The following is a 23,792-nucleotide window of genomic DNA, read 5'->3' as shown; positions in this document are numbered from 1 at the left end:
TGAAGATCGTGCCTCCCGAAAATTTTTCCCAGGTGGACGCGCCTGCGCTGAGGACAGAAGACATCGCGATCACATTTCTTCTGCGCTCCACTTTACTTATCCAATTAGCGTAACTGTAGGGCAGAAAGCTATTTTAGAGGACAATACTTTATTGGATTCAGTTGTTGCCCAAAGCCATTGTTAATTGCCGACTAGATTTTGCGCTATGTCTACGCTCAAGTTCCAGTAAACCTTCTTTAAGACGGACTCCACCTCTAAAACCTGTAAGTGTACCGTTGCTGCCAATGACACGGTGGCAAGGCACAATAATACACAGAGGATTTTTACCGTTGGCTGCTCCCACAGCACGCGCTGCTGTTGGCAATCCTATTTTTCTCGCCAGTTCTCCATAAGATATCGTTTGACCGTAAGGAATCGACTGTAGGGCTGTCCAAACCTGCTGTTGAAACACCGTACCTATGGGGGCAAGTGGTAGCGTGAATTGATACAATTCGCCATTGAAATATGCCTGAAGTTGATCAACGGCGTCACCGTCTAGCTTCTTTTGGAAATGCCAAGTGGCTTCTGGAGACTTTGCAGCCAGTCCTTCTTGAAAGTCTATTGCCACTAGCCCAACTGAGTTTTGCGCGATTAAGATACGTCCCAGAGGGCTATCCATGTAGGTATAGAAAATTGAATCAGAAATCATAAAAATTCCTTTTTGCTTAGATTTTCCAGAACGCGATCGCCTGCAATTCTAGATAGAATTTTGGCATGGATTCACATCTGTGCATCATGGGAATGCGTTGGCGAAGCCCACTGAAAGTATCGCTTGTCAGCAACCCATACCATCGGTCAACCCAACAAATATTTATAAGAGTTGGATTGGTTTCCTTAAACGCCACGACGCAAGGACGCGGAAACTCCCGCTTGTGACTCGCCAACCTCTGTGGATTTTAAATTTTTAGCTCTAATTGCTCCATCTCGCCAGCAGCCTTTTTTGAGCAGAAATGGACGGTTGCAAAAAAAATCCCCTGGCAGAAATGCCAGGGGATGAAAGTGCTAAATCTTAGCTAATGAATTGCGGAACTTATGCTCTTAGGCGACAGGAAGTAACTCTCGCTGTTCGGATTTGACTACCTGAATCTGACCGTCATCGTCAACATCAATGATGGCTGTGTCTCCATCTTGAATGGTGCCAGATAGCATGGCTTCAGCCAAGTTGTCTTCCAGGAGTCGCATAATCGCCCGACGCAGCGGTCTTGCACCATAAGCAGGACTATAGCCTTCGGTTACAACACGGTCTTTGAAGCGATCGCTGACTTCCAAAGTAATTCCCTGTTCGGTCAAGCGTTCGGCGATTTCGCGCAGCATGATTACAGAAATTTGCTTCACTTCGTCCTTCGTCAACTGACGGAAGACAATGATCTCGTCGAGACGATTGAGAAACTCAGGACGGAAGTATTGCTTAAGTTCTTCATTCACCAAAGCGCGAACGTGGTTGTATTGCGCCTCAGCTTGATTGTCAGTTACCTCGAAGCCTAGACCGCCGCCGCCTTTCTCAATGACTTTAGAACCGACGTTGGAAGTCATGATGATCAGGGTGTTCTTGAAGTCTACTGTGCGACCTTGAGCATCGGTCAGGCGACCGTCATCCAAGAGTTGCAGCATCATATTGAACACATCGGGGTGAGCTTTTTCGATTTCGTCGAATAGTACCACCGTGTAAGGCTTGCGACGCACCGCTTCGGTTAACTGACCGCCTTCGTCGTATCCCACGTATCCAGGAGGCGAACCAATCAGCTTTGAAACCGTGTGGCTTTCCATGAATTCCGACATATCCAGGCGGATCATGGCTTCTTCGGAACCGAAGAAGTAAGCAGCCAAGGACTTCGCAAGTTCCGTCTTACCAACTCCGGTGGGGCCAGAGAAGATAAAGCTGGCGATGGGGCGGTTGGGGTCTTTTAGACCAACGCGGGCGCGGCGAATCGCCTTAGAGGCGGCAGTGACGGCTTCCTCTTGACCGATGAGACGCTGGTGCAAGGTATCTTCTAAGTGCAGCAGTAACTCCGATTCGGATTCGGTGAGTTTGCTGACAGGAACTCCAGTCCAAGAAGCAACGATTTGAGCAATGTCTTCTTCGTTAACCACTGGGGAATCTTCAGGGTTAATCACTTCTGCCTTTTTGTTGTCAGCGATCGCCTTCAACTGTGCCTCAAGTTCCAACTCGCGATCGCGCAGTTGTCCCGCTTTATCAAAGTCTTGAGCCTTCACAACCGCTTCTTTCTCTTTGGTCACTTCACGCAGTTCGCGCTTCAGTTGTCCAGTCCCAGAAGACTTGCTGTTTCTCAAATGGACGCGAGAACCCGCTTCATCAATCAGGTCAATTGCCTTATCCGGCAAGTAACGGTCTGAGATATAGCGATCGCTCAAGCTGGCGGCTGCAACCAGAGCAACATCAGAGATTTTAACTTTATGGTGCTGCTCGTAGCGATCGCGCAGACCAAATAAAATTTCGATGGTTTCACTGACGCTGGGTGCGCCTACCATAATCGGTTGGAAGCGACGTTCTAAGGCAGCATCTCGCTCAATATGCTTGCGGTATTCGTCCAGGGTGGTCATTCCCATGCACTGCAACTCGCCTCGCGCTAATGCTGGCTTGAGGATATTCGCAGCATCCATGCCACCTTCGGTTGAACCCGTACCAATCAGGGTATGCACTTCGTCAATGACCAGAATGACGTTCCCCGATGTCCGAACTTCATCCACAATTTTCTTGAGGCGTTCTTCAAATTCGCCCCGGAATTTAGTACCCGCGATCAGCGAACCCATATCCAGACCGATCACCTGCTTATCTTCCAAGAAGCCAGGAACGTCTTTATTTACAATCCGCTGAGCTAAACCTTCAGCGATCGCAGTTTTACCAACCCCCGGCTCTCCAATCAACACCGGGTTGCTCTTGGTGCGGCGAGCTAAAATCTGGATAGCGCGTTCGATTTCTTTGGCGCGACCGACGACCGGATCGAGCTTGCCTTGTGCGGCGAGTGCGGTCAGATTCGTGCCGAACTCATCTAACGTTGCGGTTTTGCGATCGCCACGTCCGGATGTCGAACGCTCTTCTCCACTGCCAGCAGAGACGGCTGTGACCTCTCCCAGCATCCGAATCACGGCGGTACGGAGGTTATCGGGGTTAGCGTTCAGGTTTTGCAGCACTTTGGCGGCAACCCCTTCCCCTTCTTGAATTAACCCCAGCAGCAGGTGTTCCGGGCCTACATAGTTATGTCCGAAAGCCTTTGCTTCCAGAAAGGCTTGCTCGAAAACACGCTTCACCTTAGGAGTGAAGGGAATTTCAGAGGGTACAAAGCGAGACCCCCGACCAATAATTTTTTCTACCTCAATCCGGCATGCTTGGAGGGTGATGCCTTGATCGATGAGAACTTTAGCCGCCACACCCGTGCCTTCTGCAATTAATCCTAAAAGGAGTTGCTCGGTGCCCACGAGGTTGTGTCCCAGGCGACGTGCCTCTTCCTGGGATAGCATGATTACCCTAACGGCTTTGTCTGTGAAATGTTGAAACATAGCAACTTTCCTCTACCGAGCTGTTTAGGCGATGGGTGAAGTGGCATTTCCCCATGCATAAACTTTTATGTACTTGCTTAATTAACAATGTATCTCTACCCCGATCGCGATCGCAGTGGGCACAACCGTATGAAATCAGGTGTAGTTGCCGCCTATGCATGGGAATAGAAGCGCGATGCATATATGGCGGAAAAAAATATACCTCGGTAGTTAGAAATTTAGGTATATAAATGGAGGGATAATTTTAAAATTCTTCCCTACCGTCGCCAACATTCAACCAGAAGCAGCTTCATCAATTCTTATAAACTTAATAATCCTTATTATTAAGTCCCCATACATCGCTCCCTGTATTCGTAGCTTAAGATACCAATCAGAGTTTCATCCACTAAAAATGTCGGAAAACCTTATATTTCTACCTGGCGGTATATTTATATCTCCTGTATGAATCATGAGGTCTAATGATTCTGGCGTGTGCAACGGCAGGACTAGACATGAGATCGTAAAGCTATCATGTAATCGACAGCCGTTCTCATTGGGATCTCCCTCCTTTAGTTTTGAAGCCCAGTGAGCGATAAAGACATTGCCCTAGTATTTCACTATCGCTCCGGCTTGATATCCTTCAGGCTTTTCCACTCAGCCAGGAACGAGTGAATCATCTTGAGAAAATCCCCTGATTGAACTCTTTCGGTAGATGTAAATGGGGTGTAAAGTATGGACGAAGCAAGTGCATCCCAAGGTAAGCAAAAATACCGGAATCCGACTGCCAACTTCTGATTTTCAGATGAAAAACGGCTGAATTATTCGCTCATAGTGTTCGCAATTCGAGCATTAGAGAATAACACCCTCTCTTAGGATTCAACTTTTCCTACAAGCTCGCTGCATCAAGATCCGGTTGTTTTTATACACCTCTAAAGTTCCAGCCTGCGGATTATCTAACGTACCATCCCACACCCAATATTCATAGTTTCTATTCCGAAACTTATACACTCAAACGCCTTCTGTCCTTTGGCTAGTTCCTCTGCCCAAACTTAAATTCCCGTTGGGATTAGTTGCACGATAGAGTAGTTCACCAGAAGTATGTTTCTGCCAAATATTGATGTTATAACCACCCTGGCAGTTCATGCTTAGGATGATGCCAGCAGTAGAATCAGCAGAGGCTCTTAAGGAAAAATTAGCTAAGCTACTGATTGGCAGTAAACAATCTGTTGAAGTAGCACTGTCAAGCTAGTTAACTTAGCAGGGTTTGTTGATGGGACAAGGATTGTAGATAACAATCCTTGTCCCATCAACATTGTTTCCGAGGCGACATTATTTCCTGCTGAGGGCTAGTCCTGAGTTTTTTACTTGGCAAACAATTCTTTGCCTGCTAAGGCAGCAGCCACTCGTGTTACATTCGCACCATGATACTTGGCAGCTTCCAGCCTCTCTTCAGTAAACCATCACTGGCGATTACATCATCTTCCGTAACATCCTCAACAAACTTTACCGCCACTTCAGTACCTGGAACTGATGTCACACCAGATGCTACCGCTTCTGCCATCTTCTGGGTATTGCCGTAATCAGTTGCGTAAACGATTAAAACTTTTGTCATCTTTTACCTCACACTTGTTGAAGTTGATAGCTGTTTGTGCGCCAAATCTCAATCGCTTTGCGTTTAAGTCCCGCTACCCTAAATGCTGTTTTAAAAACGCCAACGTGCGATCGCGTGCTAATTCTGCGGCTTCTTGGCGATAAGCGGAACTATTCATGCGGCTAAACCCGTGACTCACTCCTTCATAGCGATAGATTGTGACCAGAGGGTTGTCTTTCAGTCCTTGCTGAATGGTTGTTTGAGCGCTTGGGGACACATACTCATCATTTCCACCTATATGCAATATCAGCGGTTTCTGAATCTTTGTCGCCTCGGCTAAATTCTTGTCAATCTCAACACCGTAGTAACTGACGTTGGCATCCGCATCGGTGCGTGTTGCCATGAAATATGCCAGTTTGCCGCCCAAACAAAAGCCCACACTGCCGACCTTGCCTGTGCTGCTGGGATACTGCCGCAGAAAAGATAGACTGGCCTTGAGGTCTTCTACGCCGCTATCCACATCAAATGCTCGAAGTAGCTCAAAGGCTTTAGCCCAATGCTCCTCCTTGCCAGGATCGAGTTGCACATCGGGTTCCAGTCGCCAATACAGATCCGGCACCAGTACCAAATAGCCTGCCTTAGCATAATCATCGGCAGTCTGTCGCATATTCGGATTGACCCCAAGAATTTCTTGAATCAGCACAATCCCTGCACGAGGCTGAGTATCGGGTGCTGATAGATAGGCGTTAAAAGTGCCTCCTGAAAAGGCTGGAATGGTTACATTTTGAGTTGTCATGATGCCTTCATTCTTCCTGATTACGATAGCCATCTGGATGCTAGAACGTTAACTGGCATCAGCCACGGCGCTGTCAACGATCCACTCCAACGATCGCGGCTGAAAATCCAGTTCGCGTTTTGCCTTGGCATTCGATACGCCTCGCATCTGAGTCTGGTAGTAAACAATATCCGCACCACCATCCCTTTTCAGAGCATCCTCAACTGATACCTGTGGCGGTGGTGGAGCATTCAGCGATCGAGCAAACGCAGGGAGCCATTCGCGCACCGCTAAAGGGCGATCGTTCGCAATCAGATAAACACCAGGATTGCCCTGCTCTGCGGCTGCAACTGTGGCAATCGCTGCATCCTCAATGTGTAACCACGACCAAACACCTTCGCCATTGCCCACAATGGGGAACTGTTGCTGTCGTACCTGTTGTGCTACATCGCCATCGGGGTTGAACCAGGTGCCGGGTCCGTAGAAGAAACCATAGCGTAAAGCAATTCCTTCGAGATTGGATGTTTCCAATAAACGGTGTTCAATCTCAGTTACGAGGCGAGCCTCGGCGGCAACGGCGGGGGAGGCATCAAGCGATAACGGTGTTTCCTCATCTGCCAATCCAGTACCGGGAATTCCCCAGAAGGCGACCGACTGTCTCAGGTAGCGGCGCACCCCTGCTGCCTGTGCAGCCGCCAGCACGTTGGCACCCCCTTCTAACCGAATGCGCGTATTCAGAGGCGCTGCTGCACTCATGGATTCACGACTGTAAGTCCTGGGTAGGGCGGTGAGTTGTTCAATCACCACTTCCGGTTGAGCGCGGGCGATCGCCGCTTTAACTGAATCAGCGTCGAATACATCCGCGACCGCAGGCTCTATTCCCTCTGCCACTAATGACTGTGCCCTTTCCGGGGAGCGGGTTAGAGCTATAACATCGTGACCTCTGGCAAGTAATTGGTTGAGTAGCGGACGACCGATTGCTCCTGTTGCTCCGGCAACAAAAATCTTCATCTGTAAACCCTCTAAAACTTTGTTGACGTTGAGTATCTTTCTCGTTCAATCGTTTTCATTGCTTACTTCATAGCCTAAGAGAATCAACAAAAATCAAAGTAGTGTTTCTTTGTTTTCATTAGGCAGGGATGGGTTGAAGCCGTGACGCGAGAAATTGACGGATGTAGTTTGCGATCGCGTCCCCATCTTCTTCCAGCGCAAAGTGCCCGGTGTCGCGCTCTGGAGCTTTAGCCGCAATCCGATAACCAATCGGAGCACCATAATCCATTAAGTAAAGGCTATATTTCTTGAGAGCGATCGCAGCGATAAATTTCTCGACGATCTGTGCCAGATGATCGAACGTGTAATCAAACTCATCCACAGTTGGCATCGAACTGTTACTAAAACCCGGATAATCGGGAGCAACGAGATGGAAGCGATCGCTAAGCGCGGGCATCAGATTGCGGAACATATGAGATGAGATTGGGAAGCCGTGCAACAGCAGAATCGTTGGATTATCGCGAGAACCAGCTTCTCGATAAAAGATATCTAAACCATCGATCGAAACGGTGCAATATGTAATCATCGGATTACTCCTTGTAAGTTTACTGGAGTCGTTTTACGGCAATTACTTTGGCATGGGTTGCCACATCGAGAAGTTAGCAAGATGTGCCCAGTAGGAACTCAATCCAATAAACGCAAAAATGAGGGCTGCCACAATTAACACAATGGCTCCAACAGTTCGTAAGAGCCGGTTTTCTTTGAAATAGAGAGTTGGTACAGCAAAAATTCCTCCTAAACCAACTAAGATAAACCCAGTTCCTGCTGGCACAGCGATTGGTATGAGTCCCAGGTTGATGAAGCGCAAGCCAATGAGCAGCGATACAAGTCCTGCAAAAAATCCATAAATGCCATTTTCGGACAATGGGTAATGGATAAAAAGTCATTAGTTGTTACCTGAGGACTCATAACTAAGAACGAATAACTAATGACCAAGATGTTGCCAATTGCCCTAATTTATACGCCTGATTTTGCTATACACGATCCTGGTCAAATTAGGGTCGAAGGAAATAATTTATATCACCGGGTAGCGGGGCAAGATTTGCTTGACCCAGTTTACACGTTAGACCAAATTCAGTTTCCTTACCCAGTCGTTAGTCCGGTTCCCCACCCGGAATCCAGTAGTCGCCTGACAGCAGCAATGGCAGCGCTAAGAGATTTTGGGTTAAGCCAGCAGATGACTCTTCTTGAGCCAGAATCGGCAACGGAAGAGGATTTACAGGCGGTACACACATCGGAATACATTGCTCAAGTCCGGGCAATCAGTGCGGCTGGCGGGTATTTGGCTGAGTCTACCTATGTAAGCCCCGGCTCTTACAAAACCGCCTTGATTTCCGCTGGGGCAGGAATTAGCGCCCTCAAGGGCATTTTGTCCGGGCAGATTCAAAGCGCTTTGTGCTTAAACCGTCCGCCTGGACACCACGCCGGACGCGAAAAAGCGGGTGGTTTCTGCTTATTTAATAATGCAGCGATCGCAGCCAAGTATTGCTTAAAAAAAGAGGGTGTAGAGCGTGTTTTAATCTTGGATTGGGACTTGCATCACGGAGATGGCACCCAAGATATCGTACAGGACGACCCGCGTATCATTTTTTGCTCCCTCCACCAGTTTGGTAAAGAGCTTTACCCGCAAACCGGCAATCTGGAGGATATTGGCGCACAAGGTAACATTATCAACCTGCCGCTACCCGCGAAGCTAGCAGATGATGAGTATTGGGCGTTGTTCCAAACTATCATCCCGGCTCTAATTGCCCAGGCTAAACCCGACATCGTGATTGTGTCGGCAGGGTTTGATGGACACTTCGATGATATCAATCATCTTTACCTGTACGATCCTGGTGCAGGCTTGTGCCTGAGTGCCCAACTTTACTACAACCTAACCCGTTTAGTCGCAGAAGCGATCGCTTCTGTGGGTGGGCATTACCTGCTGTTGTTAGAAGGTGGCTACGATGCCACGAATTTGGGCAACTGTCTAGTGAATACGTCTGCGGCGATGTTGGGTTTGCCGCTTGTCATTGAAGAAACCCTCCCCCAAAGAGAAACGGAGTCTTCTTTTAACTTGGAGGAATATATTGCCACACTCAACGCAGTACAGCTAGGTCGTTGGCAATTCTCTCGATAGTCACTTCTCACCCCTCACTTCTGACTTCTCGCGCCTCACTTCTCAGCCCTCAGCCCTCACTTTTCACTTCTCAGCCCTCAGCCCTCACTTTTTACTCCTTACTCCTCACTTCTCAGTCCTCAGCCCTCAGTCCTCAGTCCTTACTCCTCAGTCCTTTTTTTCAGAAGCGCTTTTCATACTCCACCACTCCCCTCGTTTCCCCAGACAAATCGGTGCCACCTCGCAGCAGAATCTCATTATTGACTCGATAAGTAACACCAAACTCAGGAGGCTCATCAGCAGTCAAAATCTTCGATACAGAGGCAGAAAGCTTAGGAGTGACGGAAACCCCAACTTCTGCCGCCAAGCCCAACGTTGAAGTGCGGGACTTTTCATCCCTAACCACCGTGGGGAATAAGCGAAACTCACTTAATCCCAACGCATCTCCCACCACATTTTGGAAAGGTGTCAACAGTGCCGAACCTGCCAAGTTTGCGAGTCCTAGCGTGGTATCTCCCCGACCCAGCGTTTCCACAAAGCCGCCACCCAAAAGGGCGACAATTTCGCTCTCGCTGCGAGGCGGATTACTGGTCAGCTCAAGATTATCTGCCAATTGACTTGCCGAACCTGTGGCTCTGGCTTGAATGCGAACCGTTCGCAATGCCCCCAAATTGGTAGCGGGAACATCGCTAATTTCGCTACTCACAATACCCGTGGCGGTTGTGTCAGCAATCCGGCTGCGGGTTACTTCGGAAACAGACGCGACCAGCCGAATATCCAGAACCGGGTCAAGTCCCTCACTGGGGGTAAACTCAGCCGTGTGTTCGTAGCCGCGTGCCAAGCGGAACTGAGTCGTAAATAGATTCACCTGACCCCTGGTTAGCCGAATCGTCCCCTTTGGCTGAGGTTCATCCAAAGTGCCATTGAGAGTAAAGCCACCAGTCGCCTGGAAACTTAGCAGTGGTGGGCGGGAGATTTCGACGCCTTTGTCTAGAGCCAGTTGCAGGTTATTAAATGCGGGAGTGAAGGGTTGCTCGTTAGAGGTTGGGGATGATGGGGTAGCGGTACCACCACCGGGTGAAGCCGTTCCGTTTGTGCCATCCCCTGCCGTCTCTCCTATCAGCACCCGACCATCGGCAAGTCGCACTTCACCACCAATTTGCGGATTGAGAGCCGAGCCAGTAATCTGCACGTTGCCGTTGACGCCGCCTGAGTATAACCCTTTCAAATTTACAGCGAGTTTTTCAAGGCTAACCGTGAGTTTATCCCCCGACTCTTGCCCCGTGCCTGAGATGGGGATGGCTCCGGAGGCGACCACTTCACCACCACTAAAGTCACCCCGGAAGTTTTCTACTTGGATGCGGTCAAAGTTAAATAAGACCCTACCGTTGACATCGGTGAGCGGTTCGGGCAAAGCTTGCGCCTTGATAGTGGCATCGTCAACAGTCGCAATCCCGTTAGCGACAAGCTGGTTTAATTTGCCCGTATTTGGATTCACCGTACCCTGAACGTTGAGTTGCACTTGTCCGGTACCATCCACCCAAGTGACAGCAGAACGCGAAAGCAGGTTTAACAGGGAAAGTCCCTCATTTTGAACGTTTAAATCCAGGCTGAGTTGGTTGTTATCGGGTGCAACGGAGGCAAAGGGCAACTGGTAAAAGGGAATGCTGCCAGTGATTTGAGTCGTCGAGGGGATACTGGCGATTGGAGATGGGGTACGAGGAGTTGTTGCAGGTTGAGTATCGAGCCGAGTCTCCCCAGCTTCCGGGCTTGCCTGCTCTCCAGATTCGGCAGTGGCGATGGTGCTGCTGAAGGTCAGACGAGCATTGGTGTATCGGAAACTGCCCCGCGCCGCTTGGACGGCGGTTTGGTTCAGAGTGCCATCGATGAGAGTCAGTTCGCCGATGGCTTGGGGATTGTTGATGCTGCCTGCTAGGGTTGCGGTTCCATTGAGATTCCCAGTGATATCGACTGGTAAATTGGCGAACTGTTGGAATGGGGCGACAGGGACATTTCTCAGGCGCAGCTGACCGCTTTGTTCGGTTCCGCCAAGGGTGCCAGTGAAGGCAAGCAGCGTTTCTTCAGATTCAATTCGTAAGGGCAGAAGGGTGAGGACGCCGTTTTGGAAGCTGCCTTTGACAATCACATTATCAGCGGTGTAGAGACGATTGGGCTTGTCGTCTCTGCCCCACTTCCAGTTATTGCCGCCGAAGTCAAAGTCAAGGTTAATGCCTTGTCTAGGGGAAGCTGCTACATTGATTCCGCCGGAGAAATTGCCGGTGAGGTCTTTGAGTTCGGGGATGGGCGAAGCTTCCCGTTCCTCTTTCTGGGCGGCAAGGATGGCTTCTATTTCTGACAAGCGGCGCAGTTGAGCTTCCAGGGTAGCATTGGGTAGACCGACGGGTTGGGGTTTAACCTCGGCGGCGCTGGCATAGGTAGGAGGTTGTCCGCCTCTGGCGAGATCTTGTAAATCAAAGATTTGCAGGAGGGGGAGGACGTTTTGGATTTTTCCTTGAGCTACTTTCAGCGAACCTTTCAGTTCTGGGCCGCTGGAGGTTTGAGTGACGCTACCGGCGAGGGCGTATAGACTTTCGCCTTGGCGGAACTCTCCCCCATCCAAGGTAGCGGTACCATTGGCATAGCGGAAACTGCCGATGGTTAGCAAATCGCCTTTAATAGTGCCAAGGACGGGTTGCGCGATCGCTACATCATTCCCCGCAACATTAAAATTGGCGAGATTCAGGATAAAATCTCCAGAAAGTTTACCTTCGATGGGTTGGGATGCGATCGCTGGCGGTAGACTTGCTAAGGCATTCTGGGGAGCTAAATCTTTCAACAATTTGAGCGGAACGTTTTGCACATCCACCACCAACAAATCGCCCTCGCGGTTGCCTTGTGCCAGCACCTCGTCACGTTTCACTAAAAAAGAGACGGGTTGATAGCTAGGCGACAACACCAGCGAAATCCGGTCTTGTTGATTGCCTGCTAGCTCAACGCTACTCGGCTGTCCGGGGACTAAATTGATTTGCCCGGTGAGAATGGGGTCGAACACTAAGTCATTGGCGGCAAAATCCTCGACGCGCAACTGTCCGGTTGCTCGGATAGCCGCCGGATTGACAGCACTCAGCGACCCAGAAGCATCAACGTTGCCACTCACCCGTCCTCGCAGCGCCGGAACCGGCACGGAATCGGGTAATGCTGCGGCAAGCTGTTCTAGATCAACGTTGTTAGCAGAAATTAAACCCGCAAAGCGCCCGTCTTGGAGTTGGACATTTGAGGCGGTGAGGGTGCCATCCCCCACATTCAAACTTCCAGAAATCGTCCCGTTCAGGGTTGCCGGGGTGAAGGCAGCCAAACTGCCGGATAGGTTGAAGGAACTATTATTCAGCCGACCTTGAAATTGCGGGGGCAGCTGGGGAAATACTTTTGCCAACTGAACCCCATTCGCCTCGCCAGAAGCTTGCCAGCGACCGTTGCCGAACTGTACGTTGGCTGCACTGACGCTTCCCTCACCCAAGTTCAGATTTCCAGAAGCCGTGCCAGTAATCGTTTCGGGGCTGAAAGCGGCTAAACTCCCGGAGAGATTAAAAGAACCATTATTTAGCTGACCTTGGAATTGGGGCGATTGCGGAAACACCCTAGCAAGTTCGATATTGGACGCCTCACCAGACGCTTGCCAGCGACCGTTGCCAAACTGTACGTTGGCGGCACTGACGCTGCCTCCAGCTAAGTTCAGGCTTCCAGAAGCCGTGCCGCTAAGAGTTTCTGGCGTAAAAGCCGCCAGACTTCCCGATACCTTAAAAGAACCATTATTCAGCTGACCTTGGAATTGCGGTGGCAGTTCGGGAAATAGCGTTGCTAACTGAACCTCAGACGCTTGTCCGCGAGCTTGCCAGCGACCGTTGCCAAACTCTACATTGGCGGCACTGACGGTTCCCCCACCCACATTCAGACTTCCAGAAGCAGTTCCGGTAACGGTTTGCGGGCTAAACGCCCCCAGACTCCCCGATACATTAAAAGAACTATTATTCAACCGACCTTGGAATTGCGGCGGCAGTTCGGGAAACACCCTTGCTAGTTGTACCCCAGAGGCTTGTCCGCGAGCTTGCCAGCGACCGTTGTTAAATTGGATATTCGAGGCGGTAACGGTGCCCCCGCCAAGATTCAGACGTCCAGAAGCTTCTCCGGTAATCGTTTCGGCGCTGACATTTTCCAGACTACCGGAGACGTTAAAGGAAGCATTATTCAGCTGACCTCGGAATTGCGGCGGAATTTGGGGCAACACCGTTGCCAACTGGACGCCAGAAGCTTGCCCAGAAGCTTGCCAGCGACCGTTGCCAAACTCCACGTTGGTGGCACTGACGCGACCACCGCCAACCTGAAGATTTCCTTGGGCAGTCCCGCTAATCGTTTCCGGGGTGAAAGCCGCCAAACTTCCTGACAGGTTGAAGGAACCATTATTGAGTCGCCCTTGGACGGGTAATTGGGGCAAAACCGTTGCTAATTGAATGGCAGACGCTTGTCCAGAAGCTTGCCAACGACCGTTGTTCAGCCGAACGTTTGAGGCATTGACGCTGCCCCCGCCAATATTCAGTTGAACCGATGCGGTGCCGCTAATGGTTTCGGGTTTAAAGGCAGCTAGACTTCCAGATAAGTTAAAAGAACCATTTGCGGTTTGATTTTGGAATTGCGGTGGCAGTTGCGGGGCTAGCTGCCTCAACTGGACAGCAGAAGCCTGCCCAGAAGCTTGCCAGCGCCCTGCATTCAGCGCAATTTTTGATGCCTTGACGGTGCCACCAGCAACCCGGACATTCGCTTGTGCGGTGCCGCGAATCGTTTCCGCTTGGAAAGAATTGACACTTCCCGCTAGATTAAACGCCCCATCTGCCTGGGCTGACTGCAACTGTGGCGGGAGTTCTGCCAAACGTGCTAGTTGAACATCATCGGCAACGCCTGCCACTTCCCAGCGACCCTCTGCCACCTGACCTTTGAGGTTGACGGTGCCTGCCCCGACCCTCAGAGTCGTGTTGCGAAAGTAGGTTTTGTCCTGAGTAACGATGACTTCTCCACTGCCTGGGTAGGTGGCTTGGGGTGCCTGAACTTGCACGACGGTCTGGAGGTTGCCGGTGGTGCCAAAAAGCTGTGCTTTGGCGGCTACGGTGCCGATTTGGATATTGCTCGGCTTGGCGTTGTAAATCTGGGCAACGGCATCCCCTGGAATGTCTTGACCGATGACATCGAATACCAATCCTCCTTTGTCGCCCATCTGAATGCGACCATTACCAGCCAGTCTGCCGCCAACGCTAGGCAAGGCACGGATGTTGGTAATGGTGAGGAGGGTATCGATCATCTGAAATTGACCGCTGATGCCGCGAAAGTTTACCTTATCTACGATTAGGGGCACTTTTTCGGTGGGCTGGAGGGTGGCGACGGTTCCTGAGAGGATCGGTTTTTCCAGCGCTCCTTTGAGCTGCACGTCAACGCGGACTTGTCCAGTTACGGGGAAGGGTGACTCTACTTTGAGAGTATTGAGGGCAGTCGCGATCGCAACCGATTTCACTTGGGCGGCAATGTTGTACCCACCCTTTTCTTCTTGGGTATCAATAACCCCATTGGCAACTGCGGGAACCTGACCGTAAAGAGCGCTGACATTCTCCAGCGCGATCGCATATCCGTTGAATCGCAAGAGTCCATTGGCATTGCTAAATGGTTGCGGCACCTCTGCAACCTGCGCTTTTACATTTTTGAGAATAGCTGTTCCCAGAAATGTGGCTCGCTCTTCATTTTGGAATCGGACTTCCAAGTTGCCATCCAACAGCCCTGCATACAAGTCTATTGGCAGCTTCGCTAAACGATCGACATCGACTGCACTCAGGTTCTGCCCTTGAACTTGCAGGTTGGTTTGTCCGGTTGGGGCGCGGTATTCACCAGAAAGTTTGAGGCTGCTTTGGATGGGCGCAGGTGTTGGATTGGCCTGCTGTTTTTGAGGGACACTTTTTGTCGGTGCCCCTAATTCGACCTGAGATTGAGCGCTGACATCAAAGCGAATCCGCTGGTTGTTATCGAAAAAGCGAGCCGTACCGCCTACCTGACGAAAAGCGACTGGTACCCCCCTCCTCTCTGCTCTAGGAAGCAGAGATTCCAGTCGTCTGGAGAGGGTGTCTTGAGTGTTACTGCGCGGGAGATTTTGAGAGGGCAGCGTTGCATCTACATTTTCTCTTGCTTCCTGGCTGCCTTTTTTCCTCTCTACAATTTTGGGCGTTGGTACCAGCACAACGTCTGCATTTTGAACCCGAACGCTTTGGATATCCGTCTTAATCGGCCCACTCGGTTCTTCTGACTTCAGTTCCGTAGAAACCCAGCGCCCCTCTTTATCTTGTTCAACGTAAATATCAGGGTTGACCAGGGTAATATCTAGCTCCAAAGTCCGCCTAAAGAGAAGCGCTAGTGGATCAAAAACCACGTCTACACCTTCTACCGAAGCGCGGTCGGGGTCAGTGGGCGTAACTGGTATCGAGGAGGCACCAAAGCGCAGATTGTTGATGGAAAAGCCTTCGACTTTCCCCAGTTGCACGGGTCGTTTCAGCGTTTGACTGAGATTTTCTTCAACAATTGGTGCTAACCGCTGATGGACAAAAATCCACGCCCACCAGACCCCGCCAATTGTGCCAAGCAACAGGATAATTCCCAGGCCAAGGCCGGTGCGGCTTAAGAGTACCCATAGACGCCGATTGGAACGGGTAGCTGCTGTTTCATTACCCGAATTTGGGGAGTTCTTCATAGAAAACTAGCAACGGCGGTAACGAGGGTGTCTTTAGACATGATTACAGGCTTCTACCGATGAATACTATCGGCTTGTCCTATGTTAAGTGTCAACTCTGCTCCTTACGCCTGTTCCTTATATTTGGGAATTTTCCCACACTCGCGTACTCAGAATGAGACTTGCTTTGAAAGGGTCTGCCTGCGATCGCGTAGGTGACACTCTTAACCTACAATCAATGCATAATCCAACAGACTTGAGTAGCGCTGATATGTTTCACCAATCCGTCCATTTCCTAAAAATCATCCTCTTTTAGAGTTTTGATTTCTGATTTTGGTTCGTAGAAGATTGGCGGCGATCGCGTTAGCGAAGCGAGGCGTTAGCCTAGCGCTGAAAGAGTCAGTTCGAGTCTATCGCAGTAGCCACTGACAACCCTTTATTTGTGGCGACCTTAAGCTGAAATGATTTCAGTAGTATTTAATCTAGGGTGGCTTTAATCATACATTTGGCTTGCAGTACAACCAGCTCCCCTGTCTCGAAAACCGAACAACGCTGCATCAAACCAGACATGGCTGGAATCCTCCCCCGCTCCAGCATTCCTATAATCTCTTTTCCTAGCGGCTGCCACTGTCTAAACCAAGGATTGCTGCTGATATATTCAGAAGTAAATGCTGCGCGATCCAGCAAGAAAAAATCTACATCATAGGTTTGAATAAAATTTTGAACTTCTGCCAAATCCTGAGTGTACTGAGTGCGAGTTAAATCCGTAGCTCGTTGGCGAATTTGGCGCTCGTATTCCACGTGATAAGGAATGGCATATTCCCACCCGACTAAGATAGCTCTTTGGGAAAAAGTAGGTAGGTTATCTACTTCTTCAGATAGGGAAGCAATGAGAATGTCTTTAGGCTGTTTTTGAAAGAATTCATACAGTGCGGGTGCCTTACCGACAACGTAATTACTGTTTGGAAATTTTTCCAATAAATGTGGATAAAAGACCAAGATAGTTCCTAGAAGAGTTGTTGCCCCCAAAGCTATGAACCGTCGCCGAATCAAAAGTTTATCCTGCTGTTTTGACCAGTTAATAACGGCATCCAGGAGCGCTAATAATACTATTCCTGCGCTCAATATCATCACCAATTTGAGGCTATATCGCGTGTAACGGGCGGGAGCAAAAAGCTTGTATAGCATGGTATGGGCAGCCACAAATATCCCAAAAGATGCTAGCGCAATCTGAGGCAAAATGATGACGCTGCTGGCAACTTGCTTAATTAGGGGAAACCTGTCAGGATAGCGCATCAAGATTGGCAAGAATAATCCCAGAAGAGATAGGGGATGTTCAAACACATTAGGCAAAAGACCACTATGTTGCCCAAATAGCCAAAACCATAGGGGATTATTGTTATCAAAAAAAGGAATTCTTCCCGTTTGAGAAAATGCTGGTAACGCTCTTAGCTCCATCCCTGCAATCACTGAGCCAAATTCAGAGGATTTCAAAGCATAAGGCAATAAGACTACCAGGCAAAGTCCTAATCCAGTAGCGCCGAACAGATAATCAAGCCGATTCTTAGATAGACGGAGTTGCTGTCCGTCCCAGCGCCCCAGTCTCAAGATTAAGATTCCGGCTAAAATGAACAACAACGGGGGATAAAACAACCCAGCCAAAGCGATCGCGCCTAAACATAAAAATAAACAGCGCCGCAGCAAATAGTACAAAAATGCTAGAAAAAACAAAAAAATAAAAGACCTAGGAGTGCTAGAAACTAAATCATCCCTCATGGAGAGATTTTGATTAAGCAGCAGCGTGCTAATAAATCCTGCTGTTGGTACCGGGAAAATCTCCATGCAGACTGCAAAACAGTAGGCGGTTGTCAGCAGTGTCAAAAAGACTGGTAGTAATTTACTCAAGCCAAGTGGCTCAATCCCCAAAAATGCTATCAATCGATAGAAAGCAGCATATCCCGAGGGGGTTATAGCTTGAAAATAGTCAGCAATAAAATCATTCGGAAACAAGCCTGAGTCTACAAATCGCTGCATCCAAAACACATATACCCGTGCATCATCTTGCACCACATACGAGCTACTGAAAGCCTGCTTGAGTCCTAAAAAACTATAAAGGAGGGCGAAAGTTAAGCTTAAAGTGAACCAAAATATCATCTGAGATTTAGAAGTTTTGGCAGTCGAGGTTGTTAAAAATTTGTGCAGGTGAGTGATTACCATACGTAAGGTGACAGACTTAATTTGAATGGGCAAAATGAAACGGAATAGACAAACCCCGTAATCCGACGCTAAGCAGAATTAAACTTAAAGCTCTTCATCAGACTAGACACGGCTGGGATAGTTCCTTGTTTCAGGGAAGCAGGAGCGTCTCCTAGGCGGCAGATGCAGGTAAGGCAGTAGCCGCATAAAGCAGCATACGCTACGCGAGGAGCGTATACACGTACCTGCGCTCCTCGCGTAGCGCTTTTCGCTCTCATCAACAAAATGCTCCCAGTTAGCTGCCTGGAGCGTACACAGGACACGCTCCAGGTAGCTTGCATCAAACTGATGGGGTTGTAAGGGCACATGAACCCTTAGTGTCACCAGGGGTTCATGTGCGGAACTATGGCACTCGGCTGAGTAATTGGGCTAGACTTTGGACTTGAACGCCTTTGGATTTGTTGCGCTCATCGCCATTATTTGTCAATGACGCTACATCAATTACCAACCTGCTAACAGCTAGTAGAAACAAAAATATGGGGAAAATTCTAGTTACTGGTGCCGCTGGTTTTGTTGGTTTTTACTTGTGTAAACTGCTGCTAGATAGAGGAGAAGAGGTCATTGGCATCGATAATCTCAATGATTATTATGATGTCAATTTAAAACAAGCTCGTCTGGAGCAACTGAAGGACAAAAATAATTTCCAATTCTACAAACTTGACTTGGCTGACCGTCAAGGAATTGCTGAGTTATTCGCGAATTCCCAGATTGAACAAGTACTACATATGGCTGCCCAGGCCGGTGTACGTTACTCGCTGCAAAATCCCCATGCTTATGTTGATAGCAATCTGGTGGGATTTACGAATATCTTGGAGGGGTGTCGGCATTCGCAAGTTGAACACTTGGTGTTTGCTTCTTCTAGTTCAGTTTATGGGGCAAATAAGAAAATGCCTTTTTCGGTGCATGACAATGTAGATCATCCGGTCAGCTTGTATGCAGCTAGTAAAAAGGCAAATGAACTGATGGCGCATACCTACAGTCATTTGTATGGTTTACCAACGACTGGCTTGCGCTTTTTTACAGTATATGGGCCGTGGGGTCGTCCAGATATGGCAATGTTTTTGTTTACCAAAGCCATTTTAGGAGGGCGTCCGATTGATGTTTTTAATTATGGTAAAATGCGGCGCGATTTTACATACATTGATGACATTGCAGAAGGAGTTTTACGAGTAGCTGATAAAATTCCACACCCAAATCCTGATTTAGCAGGAGCTGACTCCGATCCGGGAGTGAGTGCCGCACCTTATAAAATTTACAATATTGGCAATAATACGCCGGTTGAATTAGGGCGTTTTATCGAGGTTTTGGAAGATTGCCTCGGTACGAAGGCAGTGAAAAATATGCTGCCAATGCAACCGGGAGATGTTCCTGAAACTTATGCCGATATTACTGATTTACAAAGAGATGTTGGCTTCAAGCCTAGTACATCCATTGAAGTTGGAATTCCACGTTTTGTTGAGTGGTATCGCTCTTTTTATGGGGCTTAGCAGTTAGTCATCAGTCATTAGTTCTATCCATGATTTAAAAAAATGACTAAAAACTAATGACTAATTCCTAACAATTAATCGCCAAGAGCTAGCGCAATCCGAGTTTCTTTTGCAAGAGTTTCTTGGCATTCTCTACTTCTGATTCTTGATTAGAAGTGTAGTAGCGATCGTAGTAATAGTACGATCCACCGGCGTTTCTTCTCACACCGTTGGCAACCATACCCAAGACGGGGGCACTAGAGATTTTTAATGCATCTATCGCTTGTAGCAGGATGGAGCGATCGGTTTTGCCCAGTCTCGCTACCATGATCACGCCATTGGTATGGACAGCCAGGAGTCTGCCATCTGCCAGACCTAGTATCGGTGGCGTGTCATAAATCACTAGATCAAAAACAGCGTTCAACTGCTCCATCAAATACTGCATTCGCTTGGAGGAAAGCAGTCTGGTTGGGTCTGGTGGGATTTGTCCAGCGGTTAGCACGTAGAGATTGTCCCAGGAGGGCAAGCGCTGGATGGCTTCTCTGGGAGTTAGACCTGTGGCAATGACGTTGCTCAGTCCCTGGTGGTTTTCTAAACCGAGGACATTATGAACCTGAGGACGCCGCAAATCTGCATCTACGAGCAAAACTCGCTGTCCCATTGCCGCAGCCGCCTGTGCTAGGTGTACGGATACAGTGGATTTACCATCACCTGGGGACGCTGAGCTAACCACTAGCGAGTGGATGGGGGTATCAGAACCGAGAAAACGAATATTGGTATGGAGAGAACGGAAGGATTCTAAGAAGGGAGAAGCATTGTACCAGCTAGCTTTGCGAGTGGTGGCACGCTCTTTGGATGGGCTATCTCCGATTTGGTTTTTGGCTAAGGCTCCGTTGCCATTTGGCTGGGCAAAATTGGCGAGTTCTGCGATGGGTTTGAATAGTTTGAGTTCTTTGTGGTGGGGAATCAAGCCAAGAATGGGCAGTCGGGTGCTGTCTTTGAGTTCTTCGGGGGAGTGGAAGACATTGTCGAGTCGCTCTGCTAATAAGGCAGATGCCAGCCCTAACATTACCCCAGCGATCGCTCCTAATATCAAATTTTGCTTTGGCTTGGGAAAGATAGGATCTTCTGGCTTTTGGGGTTTGGCAATCAGCTGCCAGGGGAGAGCCTTCTGTGCTGCTTCAATTTGCAGGGTTTCCCGAACGGCTAGAAAGCGGTTTAAACTCTCGGTTGCGACGTTGAGTTCCCGCTGTAAATCTGTGTACTGACGGGCAATCAGGGGCAGTAGTCTAACTTGTTGATTTAAGCGCTTTTCGGCTTGCGCGATCGCGTTGCCGCGAACTTCCAGAACCTGGACTTGGTTTGCCGCATCCACAAATTGCTGAATCAGCTCTAGACGTACCGTGCTGGGGGAAGACAAATATTGCCGTTCGCTGAGACCAGATAGATTATTTCCCAGTACTGCCGCCGCTTCTTGTTGCAAGAGGGGCAGCAAATTTTGCTGCTGCTCTTTGAGTGACTGAATGGTTGGACTTTCTGCCAGAAATCGGGCTGACTCGGTGGCAAGCTTTGTTTCGACTTCCTTAAGTTTGTTGAGTAACTGTTGGTAACGCGGTGCTTCCGAAAGAGATGCGGCAGCGATCGCTTGATTGGGGGGTAATCCTAACTGCTTTTGTAACGTTGCATACAACGAACGGACTTCATTATGTTTTAGTTGGTTATCGAGTTTTTGTTCCTCAACATTTGAGGCTAGCACGGCAAGTTGTTTGGCTTGTTCTTCCGGATCGAGGATGTTGTAACGCTGCCGGAACGTTTGCAGTTGTCCCTGGAGTTTGTCCACCCGTTGTTGAAGTCCAGGAAGTTGACCGTCTACAAACTTAATTCCCTGGTTGAGGTTAGTTTGCCGCTCCTGAAGAGAGTACCTCAAATAAACTTTAGCCAACTCGAATAATACATACTTGATTTTGTCGGGATCGGTATCGCGGTAACGTACTTCTAAAATTTTTGTTTTATCTATTTGGGTAATTGTTAGGTTGTTTTCAAGAATGAGTGATTCATAGTCGATATCGGGATAGCGCTTTTGGATCTGAGCGATGAATGCCGCCATCCGTTCAGAACTAAGTAAAACTTTAATTTGGGTTTCGTAATCCAGACTAGAGTCGTTGAGAGCTGGCTCGATTGCCTGCAATTGAGTAAGTTTAGTCAGCTTATTTTCAGCCGTGACGGGTTCCACCAGGAGTTGGAACTTTCCTTCATACTTGGGTGTCTGGCTGAATGTCCATAAGCCGATTCCAGTCGTGACAACGATCGCCACCCCCGCAATCACCAAAGCACGGCGACGCACCACATTCAAGAGCTGACGAACATTCAAGTCGTCCTGGCTGTTTTCCAGAAACTGAGTTTCGTCGGTTAGCGGCAATGGCTGAAATTGCTTGCCATTCCCTTTCGGCGATGACGGTTGAGAAAATTGGCCCGCTTCCATCTAAACCCCTGCACCTTGTTGGCTTGGTTGACGCGATCGCCAGGGAGATTCCTGGTTCTAGCCTCATTTTGTACCATGAAAGTGCAGGATGCTACATCCAAACGATCGAATTTTTTACTCAGCTCTTGATTGCGGCTCTCCAGATCTAGCCAGCCAAGTTTTTACTCAAAGATTCTAAAGAAGTTGAATAAGCTGAAAACCCCTCCCAGCGGACTCAACACCGTCCCCAACGTGTCTGAGAAATTAGCGAGGTTAGAGCGGTTCACTACCACCACGTCGTTATTGCGTAGAATCGGATTGTTTTGATCGTTGATGCCCTGAGCAAAATTGACCGGGACGTTCCGCTTAGAAATGGTGCCATTGGCGTTGAGACGAATCAGCTCTACCGAACTCCTCCGGGCACGATTGTTAAATCCTCCGGCTGCTAGCACTGCTTGATTCAAGGTCGTATTGGGTGGTAGTTCAATCGTCCCTGCTTTGGCAACTTCCCCGACCACATTGACCCGAATGGTATTGGGAGAGAAGCTAGCCGATGCGACTTGGGGTACCTCAGAGGGATCGATATTGCTGGCAGTAGGCACCACCACGGTATCTCCCTCTTGCAAGATGACATCTTGAGTGACATCCCCGGACTGTAAAAGTTGCCAGAGGTTGATATTGAGGACTTTTTCGGGTCCCGAACGGGCAGAACGGCGGACTTGAACCTGGCGAATATCTGCTAGGGAGGTAATTCCCCCTGCAACTTGAATGGCTTGGGTCACGGTGGCAGGAGTGCTGCTAGAAGCCGCAGTCGCATTCGCCTCAGGGGGAGTGTTCGCAGTGGCGATGGTGGTTGGTGACACGATATAAGGCCCTGGACGGGATACTTCTCCGACTACGACAATCTTGATTGGCCCGGTGTTCTGGGGCGCAAAGCTGGCATCCGCTAAGGTACGGGATTCATCGGCGTTGATTTGGGGGCTGGTGGGGATAAACAGCGAGTCTCCATCTCGCAAAGTGAGATCTTGACTCAAATCACCGTTGTTGAGTAATTCCCAGAGATTGACAGCGATGACTCCCGATGAACCGGGTGAAATGCGTCGCAGTTCTACTTGGCGGATATTGGCGGCTTGAGTAATGCCCCCAGCCAATTGCAGTGCTTGCGTGACGGTGGGAAATTGATTGCCTTCGGTTAGGTTAACGGTATAGGAACCCGGACGATTGACTTCCCCAGCCACTGCGATTTTGACGGGACGGGGTGCCAGCAGAGTAATGGTCAGCAGGGGGCGTCGGATGTAGCGACCGTATCTGCTAGAAATTTCATCGGTTGCTCTTTCGAGGCTCAATCCCCGAACGGGTACGCTGCCAATGATTGGCAGGTTGAGCGTACCATCGATTAGCACCTGGTACTCTCCGCTGTATTCAGGAACCTCAAAAATATCCAGCCGGACGCGATCGCCTGCGCCTAAAGTATATGGGGCCTCCGATCCACGTCTGGTAGATGTTCCCGCTGGGGCAGCAGAAGGGCGCAATCCGGGGAGTTGCGCGATCGCTGGTGATGAAACCGTCATTGCCGCCACAAATAGGAGCGCCAAGCCCACAACGGTTCGGGTAGCCAGTTTCGGAAAACTAGCACCGCTATTACAAAAATCAGAACTTGTTTCACGATGCCTTTTGGCGCTCAAGTTAGCACTCTTCATTCCAAATCTGTTAAACCTCGTTACACAAAGTCACGCCATTGACGGATACAATCCGTAAAAAGTTGCAGTATAAAGTTTAATCACCAACGTAATTTTCC

General features: G+C 49.2%; 13 protein-coding genes and 1 pseudogene. 2 read left to right on the top strand and 12 right to left on the bottom strand.

Annotated features, from left to right (window positions below):
- Positions 1-157 precede the first annotated feature (157 nt).
- The 8 genes and pseudogenes from NC997_RS20500 to NC997_RS20465 form a co-directional block, all read right to left on the bottom strand.
- Entirely contained in the window at positions 158-688 is a 531-nt protein-coding gene (locus NC997_RS20500) for a methylated-DNA--[protein]-cysteine S-methyltransferase (protein ID WP_277881790.1), read from the bottom strand.
- A gap of 16 nt (positions 689-704) precedes the next feature.
- Positions 705-923 (bottom strand): hypothetical protein, encoded by a 219-nt coding sequence (locus NC997_RS20495; protein WP_190434901.1) that lies wholly within the window; start codon positions 921-923, stop codon positions 705-707.
- Between the two features lie 154 nt (positions 924-1,077).
- Positions 1,078-3,558 carry an ATP-dependent Clp protease ATP-binding subunit gene (locus tag NC997_RS20490; protein ID WP_190525447.1) on the bottom strand — a complete coding sequence of 827 codons (2,481 nt, stop codon included), beginning with the start codon at positions 3,556-3,558 and terminating at the stop codon, positions 1,078-1,080.
- A 1,387-nt stretch (positions 3,559-4,945) separates the two neighbouring features.
- Entirely contained in the window at positions 4,946-5,149 is a 204-nt protein-coding gene (locus NC997_RS20485) for a flavodoxin domain-containing protein (protein ID WP_190416112.1), read from the bottom strand.
- Positions 5,150-5,222: 73 nt separating this feature from the next.
- Positions 5,223-5,924, bottom strand: a complete 702-nt coding sequence (locus NC997_RS20480; protein WP_190525446.1) for a dienelactone hydrolase family protein — start codon at positions 5,922-5,924, stop codon at positions 5,223-5,225.
- A gap of 48 nt (positions 5,925-5,972) precedes the next feature.
- Entirely contained in the window at positions 5,973-6,914 is a 942-nt protein-coding gene (locus NC997_RS20475) for an NAD(P)-dependent oxidoreductase (RefSeq protein WP_190525445.1), read from the bottom strand.
- A 214-nt stretch (positions 6,915-7,128) separates the two neighbouring features.
- Positions 7,129-7,479: pseudogene (locus NC997_RS20470) on the bottom strand (alpha/beta fold hydrolase); the annotation flags it as partial.
- 42 nt (positions 7,480-7,521) lie between these two features.
- Entirely contained in the window at positions 7,522-7,818 is a 297-nt protein-coding gene (locus NC997_RS20465; RefSeq protein WP_199300670.1) for a DUF981 family protein, read from the bottom strand.
- Positions 7,819-7,881: 63 nt separating this feature from the next.
- Between NC997_RS20465 and NC997_RS20460 the strand changes: the two genes are divergently transcribed.
- Entirely contained in the window at positions 7,882-9,072 is a 1,191-nt protein-coding gene (locus tag NC997_RS20460; protein ID WP_190525443.1) for a histone deacetylase, read from the top strand.
- A gap of 160 nt (positions 9,073-9,232) precedes the next feature.
- Here the strand turns inward: NC997_RS20460 and NC997_RS20455 are convergent, their stop codons facing one another.
- Positions 9,233-15,832 (bottom strand): translocation/assembly module TamB, encoded by a 6,600-nt coding sequence (locus NC997_RS20455; RefSeq protein ID WP_190525442.1) that lies wholly within the window; start codon positions 15,830-15,832, stop codon positions 9,233-9,235.
- Between the two features lie 456 nt (positions 15,833-16,288).
- The gene (locus NC997_RS20450) at positions 16,289-18,028 is read right to left on the bottom strand and encodes a hypothetical protein (protein WP_190525441.1); all 1,740 of its coding nucleotides are present in this window, start codon (positions 18,026-18,028) and stop codon (positions 16,289-16,291) included.
- A gap of 515 nt (positions 18,029-18,543) precedes the next feature.
- On the opposite strand from NC997_RS20450, the gene NC997_RS20445 reads away from it, so the two are divergent.
- A complete protein-coding gene (locus tag NC997_RS20445) occupies positions 18,544-19,554 on the top strand; it encodes an NAD-dependent epimerase (protein ID WP_190525440.1) in 1,011 nt (336 codons plus the stop codon).
- A gap of 88 nt (positions 19,555-19,642) precedes the next feature.
- On the opposite strand, the gene NC997_RS20440 is transcribed toward NC997_RS20445, so the two are convergent.
- Together NC997_RS20440 and NC997_RS20435 are read right to left on the bottom strand one after the other, a co-directional pair.
- Complete coding sequence (locus NC997_RS20440) at positions 19,643-22,015, bottom strand: polysaccharide biosynthesis tyrosine autokinase (protein WP_190525439.1); 2,373 nt, start codon at positions 22,013-22,015, stop codon at positions 19,643-19,645.
- A gap of 161 nt (positions 22,016-22,176) precedes the next feature.
- Positions 22,177-23,694 (bottom strand): SLBB domain-containing protein, encoded by a 1,518-nt coding sequence (locus NC997_RS20435; protein WP_190434877.1) that lies wholly within the window; start codon positions 23,692-23,694, stop codon positions 22,177-22,179.
- Between the last annotated feature and the right edge of the window lie 98 nt (positions 23,695-23,792).

Source organism: Trichocoleus sp. DQ-A2 (assembly GCF_039961915.1).
GTDB lineage: Bacteria > Cyanobacteriota > Cyanobacteriia > Cyanobacteriales > FACHB-T130 > FACHB-T130.
Note: the sequence above shows the minus strand (reverse complement) of the source record. Positions and strands in the feature narration are given on the sequence as shown.